Below are 7,939 nucleotides of genomic sequence, written 5' to 3' on the forward strand. Positions count from 1 at the left end.
CCTTTGTCCAAGCTCATCGAATATGTACAAAATCAGGAAAAACCTCTCTAGTCGGATGCTTCGCGATTTCCTTTGTTGGTCTCGCTAACCCTACCCATAATCTTTGATTTGGGTAGGGACTGCACTCGACATTTTGTTCAAAATAACTTTATAAAACTACATAACTTTTAAAACTACATATAACAGGTATAGCGTTTCTCAAATGGATGGAATACAGGAGAATATAAGCAGGATAGGCTTTGAATTTTTCAGGCGTACCTCAGCAAATCGAGAAACGCTATATTTTGTTCTCTTATTAAGGCGGCAGTCGGAATCGAACCGACGATAAGGATTTTGCAGACCCCTGCCTTACCACTTGGCTATGCCGCCATGAACCTCCGATTCGCCAGTATAACACAAATCGGAAGACTAGGAAGCCAACTTTCCCCATAATTTAGAAATTAACGCCAAACTTAACCGCCGCACTAGGATTATTCTGTAGGGGACGGGTATCAATCTGCACATCTATTGGTTCAGAGGCGGCAAAATCATAGTTTGCCAATTTATCATCAATGGTAAAATCGCTGGTAACTTTCCATTGATCTGTCGGAATAATGGTGACAACATAATCCCGTTCCCCAAAACAGCGAACATTGTCGCCATTGGTATTGGGGAGACAGGATAGATCGCCCAAGGATTCGGCCCGATAAGTCACTAACCCGGCTCTAGAATAGATGTCAACAGGAGCAGAAGCGGCTCCTCCTTCATCAAAACCTGTGTTGGGCGAACCATACCCCACGCCCCCAAAAAGCAATTGATTGGTAGGTTTGAGGGTTTGATAGAAGTGTGACGCGGGAATATCTGTGGTTTGAGCCAAAGCATTCGCTGCGATTAAGGCCGCACCACTAGAAAAGGCGATAATTAAAGCAAGGGATTTCATAAGATTCCGTTCTCCTTTCCTTCTTGAGTAAACAGCCCTGAAGAAATAATTTGTTCTTCTCTTTATGTTAAGGAAATAATTGCAGATGGCGATCGCTTTTTTATAAAATTTGAATTAAGGTTGCAGGTTGCACTACATTCTTTTTTATTAACAAACGTTAACAATAATTTCTGACTCATTCAAAGAATGAACTTTTCCACCAAATTGAGCTTGGCGATCGCGCAAAATCAAAGCATTTTAGTCCTAGGGTTAGACCCCAACCCAGAAATGTTACCTGATCGCTATGGCATCCCAGAGAATAAATCTCAACTCATTGCAGCTTTTCGCGACTGGTTAACAGCACTAATCCAAGAAACCCAATCTTATATTTGTGCCTATAAACTCAGTTTTGGCTTTTATAAATCCTATGGGGCTTCTGGGTTGGAATTACTCGAGGCAATTCTCGCAGAAATTCCTCAACATTTACCTATTATTCTCGATGCCAATCACGGCGATCTTAACACGACTACTGTTTTTGCTCGTACAGCTTTCAAGGAATGGCAAGTTGATGGAATTACCCTCAGCCCTTACGCAGGACAGGATCAAGCGGCACCTTTTTTATTGTACCCCGAGAAAGCAGCTTTTATTCTCTGCCGAACTTCTAATCCTTCAGCCTTTCCCATTCAAGAATATCCCGATTCCAATTCTCCTCTTTATTTACAAATTGTCAAGGAAGTGAAAGCATGGGGAACTCCAGAACAATTATGCTTAGAAGTGGGAACAACTTCTCCAGATATTTTAGCAGAAGTGCGATCGCTGGCTCCAGAAAGACTGATTTGGCTGCGGAGTATTTGGGCTAAAGAGGAAAATCTTGAAGGTCTGATTCGGGCAGGATTAAACGAGAATGGAGAAGGATTATTATTACCGGTACCTCAAGATTGGGGAAGTCAAGAGAATGTTATTACACTGCTTCAATCTCTCAACGATCGCGTTGGGGGAATTTGTAACGAAGTTCGTACAGAAGGAACAAATTGTGAGGTTTGGATGCCCGATGTTTGTTTATTAAAACAGCATCCTCATCAAGATTTAATTCTGCAACTCTTTGATATTGGCTGCATTCTTTTTGGGGACTACGTGCAAGCATCGGGAGCGACTTTTTCCTATTATATCGATCTTCGCACTATTATCTCTCGACCGCAAGTGTTTCACCAAGTTCTCAATGCCTATGAAGAAGTGTTGAAAACCCTGACTTTCGATCGCATTGCGGGAATTCCTTATGGTTCCCTTCCTACCGCAACAGGTTTATCTTTACGGCTACAACACCCGATGATTTTCCCCCGTAAAGAAACGAAAGCACATGGGACGAGAAAAGCAATTGAAGGCAAGTTTGTACAAGGGGAAACTGTGGTGGTAGTGGATGATATTTTAATTAGTGGTAAAAGCGCGATCGAAGGGGCAAATAAGTTGCAATCTGCGGGCTTAATTGTAGAAGATATTGTTGTTTTGATCGACCATGAAGGAGGAGTAAAAGAACGATTGCGAGAGAGTGGTTATAATGCCCATTCTGTCTTAGGAATTTCGGACATTACTCAAGTTCTCTATGAAGCGGGACGCATTGACGAACAACAATATGCTATTTTGTTGGGGTGAAAAAAATAATATTGGCGATCGCTTTGCTATTAATGAACGAGAAACTTACCTAGAGATAGAATCTCCAAGCAAGTAATATTTCTCTTAAAAGTTAATATTTGGTAATGGACGTACATTGTAGAAGTAGATTAAAAGACAACCGGCGATCGCGCTGATATCCTCTAAAGTCGCGAGACGATGGCTATAGGTTGAAATCAGCAAATTGCAAAATCCGTTATCTTGCGTTGTTCTGGAGAATAAAATCCTAAAACTATATTTTCTTTAGGAATTCCTGCTGTTAAAATATCTCCAGCTACACCATCTTCTGTTCCATCGCGATGAATCCAAATTTTATTCTTTACAATCTCTATATGGATTAAACATCCATGAACCATTTTATTTCCATCTTTTCCAACAATCATTAACAAATACTGATTTTGTTCTCGGTCGAACACGGTTTGTTTTTCTACCTCACCATGAGCATAGCGGAGTTGAGCGTAATTCTCAATTATTTTCTCAATTATTTTTTGATATTTATTGGTGGTATCCATTCTAAAATTACCTCCTTATTTTTGTCAAAAACAACTAAATTAAAGCGGTTATTTTCTAGGAGTAATTCACCGATTGGTTCGCTGAATATTCCATTAAATATATCTATTCTAGCAGGCATAAGAAAATATCAAAGAAACTTGTAGCTATTGTATTTTAGTACTTCTTCCTCAAGAAAGGCGATCGCACTTCTTCAAGAAACAATCTGATGGTACGCTCAAAAGTGTTTGGCGACAAGCTCAAATTGAGGAGGAAAATTAATGCGTTATGCCATTAAATTGATGTTTACTCGTCAATGCAGTTCTCAAAAAAATATACCTAATTTCCAGACACTGAAAACCCTTCCTCATATAGAATATAGACGCTTCGCGATTTCCTTTGCTGGTCTCGCTAACCCGACCCAAATCAAAGATTATGGGTCGGGACTGCGCTCGACATTTTGTTCAAAATTCAAAGTTATTTTTAGCCACAGATTTGCCTCTCTCAATAAAAAAAAGAAGCGATCGCAATTCATGGCATAATTCAAACACGAGAATTGAGAGGCTCAACAATGTCTAACAGCGATCGCTTATGCGTGGTCACGGGAGTCGGTCCCGGTAACGGTGCATCGATTTCGCGAAAATTTGCCCAAGAAGGCTACCGTGTCATCATGCTTGCACGCTCCGTCGAACGCTTGCAAGGGATAGAAAAACAAATTCCCAACAGTATTAGTATTCCTACCAATGTTGGCGATCGCGAAGCCGTTCGCAAAACCTTCGAGATGATTCGCAAAGAAATCGGAAGAGTTAGCGTTTTGGTTCACAATGCAGGTTCGGGACAATTCAAAGATTTTCTCAACACTTCCCCCGAAGATTTTGAGCAAAGTTGGCGCGTAAATGCCCTCGGTTTGCTCCTTTGCGGTCAAGAAGCAGCGCGAGATATGCTCGAACTTGGTGGCGGCGCGATCATCGTTATTGGGGCGACAGCTTCCTGGCGAGGTGGCATCAAAACCGCTCCTTTTGCCTCAGCAAAAGCCGCTCAACGCAGTTTGGCACAGTCTATGGCCAAAAGTCTCGGACCGCAAAATATTCACGTTTCCTACGCCATTATTGACGGCATGATAGATTTGCCTCAAACTCGTGCTAATTTTCCCGATCGCCCCGATGATGCCTTCCTCAACCCCGATCGCATTGCCGATACGGTTTTCTATCTGGCTCATCAAGACCCCACGGCCTGGACGTTTGAACTTGATTTGCGACCCTCCGTCGAAAGTTGGTAGCCTGTAGGGATTTGCCATAAAAAACGATCGCATTTCCTTCTAGAGGTGCGATCGCTGTTTTGAGTTGCATTCACAAAACTTAATTACAAAACTTGATTAAATCATTAAAAATTAATCGAGATAACCAATTAGTGTAGCAATATCTTCAAAATCATTAGGAGCAACAGGACGATTTCCCATCACATTGTAGGTTTCGCTAATATCTAAATTGCTCTTAGCAATAGGGCGATTCCCTGATATAACAATGCTACTGCTGATTTCAAAACCGGTCGAAGTGATGGGACGTTCTCCCATCGAGTTATAGGTTCCAACTACATCGAGGTGGCTGGGTTCTATGGGACGATTTTGCGGCAAAGGAAAAGATTTTTGGTAAACTTGTATGCCTGCCGCATCCTCTGCCGATTTCTGGTCTTCGGCTTTATTTGCAGGTGCTTCTTTAACTGTCACGGTTTCCCCCTTATCCTGAGAATTTTTTGGATGTGTGCCGTTGTTAGCAGCGTTTTGACTCATGGCTCGTTACCCGATGAGATGAAAGGCTCGCCTCTTGCACTAGATAGAGCCTATATCTTTTTTATTTTAATGTTGTTTTAACATTTAGTCGGAATCCCCATTCTAAACTTACACCTATCTTTACCAAAAGTCGATAGGAATTAGTAAATTTGCAAACATTATCAAACATGATTTTGTACTACGATCGCGAAGTTCATTATACTGTTGCGATCGCGCCATTCAAGGCCATTAACGCCATTCTCCTTGTAGTGTAAATGCTGCCCAAAAGAAGGGCGATCGCCATTGTTCACTCTGCCAAAGTTGCAATTGAGCCGATCGCAAGGCTGCTGCGGGTTCTAATTTTTCCGCCAATATTCCCCGATAAAATCTTACCATTAATTCTGCGGTGCCGCGATCGTCTACACTCCACAAACTTACAGCAACTCGCGCTGCCCCAGCATACATAAATCCCTTGGTTAAACCGATAACTCCCTCACCGCGAATATTGTCCCCCAGTCCCGTTTGACAGGCACTCAACACCACCAGATCGGCAGGAAATTGGAGATTAAAAATTTCTGGAAGGCGCAAAAAACCATTGAGGAGGCGATCGCGATCGTCTACAAGAGAAAAGACTAAACCTGATAAGTGAGGATTTTTGCTGTTAAATAGCCCATGAGTGGCAAAGTGAACGATTTTGTAATTTTGTAATTGGGAACTGGTGGCAAAGTCTCGCGTGGCTTGAAAACCAAAGGCTTTATCACTTTCTTCGGCAGGAAGGAGGGAGAGAATTTGTTCTGCTTCTTCTCGGGTAAAAGGCAAGCGGTTGAATAATAGTTCTGCTTCCCTGGCAAACTGTGCCACATCTGGGGGAAGTTCAAGGGACGATCGCGAAGAATTGGCAATGCGAGTATCATTATTGCCAAAGATGGGATCGGCGATCGCGATCAGGGTTTTGGCAGGAGTGGGGCGATCGCGAACCTGGCGGCGCAGTGCTGCTAAAGTGGAGACAGAGGGAAGATTGACGATCTCGTGTTTCTCGAGCAAAGGCTGATATTGGGAAATAGTCGCCTTTTCCTCGGGAATATTGAGTAAAGGGTTTTTCTGCTCAAGGTTCGGTTCGGCGATCGCGGCGAAGGGGACAAAATGTAAGATATCATCGCTCACAATTAATAAACGCTTATTTTGTAGTTCCTCGGCAACAGGAACAAGAATGAGATTAGAGAGGGCGATCGCCGTCCGTTGGGTTTCACTAAATCCCGAGGGGCGATTCGATCGCAGCAAACTTTGGCGAAAGTTGAACGCAGCGTTTTTAATTTCGCTTCGTCCAGGTAGAGTATAACTCTGAATTGAATCGGGGGTAACTGCCCAAAGATAGCTTTGTTTTTCCCCGATAAAATATTCCAATAGCAGGGTATTGCGATCGCGAATTTGTGCCTGAATTTCTTCAAGAGTTAGGGTTTGCGGTTGGGTGAGGGCAGCATAACGGGGACTGGTACGGCGAATTAAATCCTGCACAGATTGATATTCTTTGAGAAGAATCTCCACCTCTCGGTTGATGTCAATTTTGCGGTTGAGGGGATATTCTCCGCTTGCGATTCTAATACGCCGTTGTTCTAATATATCCAGTTGGCGTTGCAATTGGCGCTCTCGTTGTAATAATTCTGGGTCTCCTCCCGAGGAGATATTTGCGTTGCCTTCTGCTAGGATATCAAGGAGGGAGCGCGATCGCGATCGCTCGCTAATTTCTAATGCTCTGCCATCATAACCCTCTCTCGGGCGTTCTTGATGCAATTGCATCAACAGGTCGATATATAACTCATAATAGTCCTGTTTGCTGGCAAAAAAGGAGGTTCGCAGGTCTTGACTATCGACATTTCTTCGCAGACTTTCCACAATTTCGACGGCGATTTTAATTTCTTCCAGGGCGATGTCTGCATTGCCTTTTTCTCGTTGGGCGAGGGCAATACGATAGCGGCTTAGGGCTTCTTTGGCGCGATCGCCGACGGCTATTCGTAAAGACAGAGCTTTTTCGTAATAAGTGAGGGCGCGATCAAGTTCTCCCTTATTGCTATAGACAACCCCTAAATTATTGAGGGTGCTGGCTAATCCAGAGCGATCACCGACAGTTTGCCAGATGCTTAAGACTTCTTCATATTGCGCGATCGCCTTGTCATTTTCTCCATTTTGTGCAGAGATGAAACCGATATTATTCAAGGTTCCGGCTTTAGCGCGATCGTCTTGTAGAACTTCCCAAATTTGTAATGCTTTCGCGTATTGTTGCAAACTTTCGGGTTCTTTTCCCAAGTTATTATAAGCCAAACCCAGATTATTTAGGGCGGCAGCTTCTCCTTTTTTATTGCCTACTTCCCTTGCGATCGCTAAAACTTGTTGATAATATTCTAAAGCCTGTTCGCTTTCTCCCAATTGGTCGTAAATGCGACCGATACTATTAAGATTTGCTGCTTCTCCCGTGCGATAATTAACTTCTTGCCAAAGGGGAAGGGATTTCTTGTAGTGATCGAGGGCAATTTGATACTCTCCTAATGTGCCGTAAATTTGCCCGATCGCCATTAAGGTACTGGCTTGAGAATGGCGATCTTCTAATTCTTGAAAGAGAGGTAAGGCTTGTTTATACAATTCAAGGGCGCGATCCAATTCCCCGAGGTTTTTATAAGTTAAACCCAACCAATTCAGCGCAAGTGTAATATTTTCGCGATCGCCACTATCTTGCCAGATTTGTAAGGCTTCTTCCCATTTACGAATTGCCTCTCGCCAAGATGATTCAGTTTCTTGGCGATACAATTCCATTCCTTGTTCAAAAAGTACGGAAGGAGATAGATTAGAAGATACAAGGGAAGATATTAAAGACTCTTCAGCAGCATAAACAGGAATAATACTTCCGCAGTTTAGGAAGTTTAGTCCGATTGCGATCGCGATCGCCCTGCGAGAAATCCAGTTCCACCTCATCCGTAAGTCCTCGGGAAATTTTTGGTTAATCATTGAAAATCCTCTACCTTTAGACACGCTACGCGAACGCACTACCCCCATTATGGTTTATTGTAGTGGGAGCGTCTCGCTCCCTAGCTCTAATTATTCGGAGCAATGTTGTAAATTTG

The 7,939-nt window shown here is 43.0% G+C and carries 6 protein-coding genes and 1 tRNA gene; 2 read left to right on the top strand and 5 right to left on the bottom strand.

Going from position 1 to position 7,939, the window contains the following annotated elements; translation table 11 throughout:
• Nucleotides 1-298 precede the first annotated feature (298 nt).
• Nucleotides 299-369: transfer RNA gene (locus tag JUI58_RS05180), tRNA-Cys, on the bottom strand.
• Between the two features lie 64 nt (nucleotides 370-433).
• The gene (locus JUI58_RS05185; RefSeq protein WP_204102686.1) at nucleotides 434-919 is read right to left on the bottom strand and encodes a hypothetical protein; all 486 of its coding nucleotides are present in this window, start codon (nucleotides 917-919) and stop codon (nucleotides 434-436) included.
• A gap of 186 nt (nucleotides 920-1,105) precedes the next feature.
• Between JUI58_RS05185 and JUI58_RS05190 the strand changes: the two genes are divergently transcribed.
• Nucleotides 1,106-2,548, top strand: a complete 1,443-nt coding sequence (locus tag JUI58_RS05190) for a bifunctional orotidine-5'-phosphate decarboxylase/orotate phosphoribosyltransferase (protein ID WP_204102687.1) — start codon at nucleotides 1,106-1,108, stop codon at nucleotides 2,546-2,548.
• A 194-nt stretch (nucleotides 2,549-2,742) separates the two neighbouring features.
• Here JUI58_RS05190 and JUI58_RS05195 read toward each other — a convergent pair whose 3' ends face one another.
• On the bottom strand, nucleotides 2,743-3,078 hold the full coding sequence (locus JUI58_RS05195; protein WP_204102688.1) for a XisI protein: 336 nt from the start codon (nucleotides 3,076-3,078) through the stop codon (nucleotides 2,743-2,745).
• A gap of 548 nt (nucleotides 3,079-3,626) precedes the next feature.
• Here JUI58_RS05195 and JUI58_RS05200 point away from each other — a divergent pair.
• Nucleotides 3,627-4,334, top strand: a complete 708-nt coding sequence (locus tag JUI58_RS05200) for an SDR family NAD(P)-dependent oxidoreductase (protein ID WP_204102689.1) — start codon at nucleotides 3,627-3,629, stop codon at nucleotides 4,332-4,334.
• Between the two features lie 111 nt (nucleotides 4,335-4,445).
• Here JUI58_RS05200 and JUI58_RS05205 read toward each other — a convergent pair whose 3' ends face one another.
• Together JUI58_RS05205 and JUI58_RS05210 are read right to left on the bottom strand one after the other, a co-directional pair.
• Nucleotides 4,446-4,844, bottom strand: coding sequence for a hypothetical protein (locus JUI58_RS05205; protein WP_204102690.1), 399 nt, complete (start codon nucleotides 4,842-4,844; stop codon nucleotides 4,446-4,448).
• A gap of 228 nt (nucleotides 4,845-5,072) precedes the next feature.
• Nucleotides 5,073-7,823, bottom strand: a complete 2,751-nt coding sequence (locus tag JUI58_RS05210; RefSeq protein WP_204102691.1) for a CHAT domain-containing protein — start codon at nucleotides 7,821-7,823, stop codon at nucleotides 5,073-5,075.
• Nucleotides 7,824-7,939: the final 116 nt, after the last annotated feature.

It is taken from the genome of Spirulina sp. CCY15215, from assembly GCF_016888125.1.
In the GTDB taxonomy this organism is placed as follows: Bacteria; Cyanobacteriota; Cyanobacteriia; order Cyanobacteriales; family Spirulinaceae; genus CCY15215.

Bases quoted from the DNA above. Each gene is read 5' to 3' on its own strand.
- JUI58_RS05185 (WP_204102686.1), bottom strand. From the start codon at position 919: ATGAAATCCCTTGCTTTAATTATCGCCTTTTCTAGTGGTGCGGCCTTA.
- JUI58_RS05195 (WP_204102688.1), bottom strand. From the start codon at position 3,078: ATGGATACCACCAATAAATATCAAAAAATAATTGAGAAAATAATTGAG.
- JUI58_RS05200 (WP_204102689.1), top strand. From the start codon at position 3,627: ATGTCTAACAGCGATCGCTTATGCGTGGTCACGGGAGTCGGTCCCGGT.
- JUI58_RS05205 (WP_204102690.1), bottom strand. From the start codon at position 4,844: ATGAGTCAAAACGCTGCTAACAACGGCACACATCCAAAAAATTCTCAG.
- JUI58_RS05210 (WP_204102691.1), bottom strand. From the start codon at position 7,823: ATGATTAACCAAAAATTTCCCGAGGACTTACGGATGAGGTGGAACTGG.
- JUI58_RS05190 (WP_204102687.1), top strand. From the start codon at position 1,106: ATGAACTTTTCCACCAAATTGAGCTTGGCGATCGCGCAAAATCAAAGC.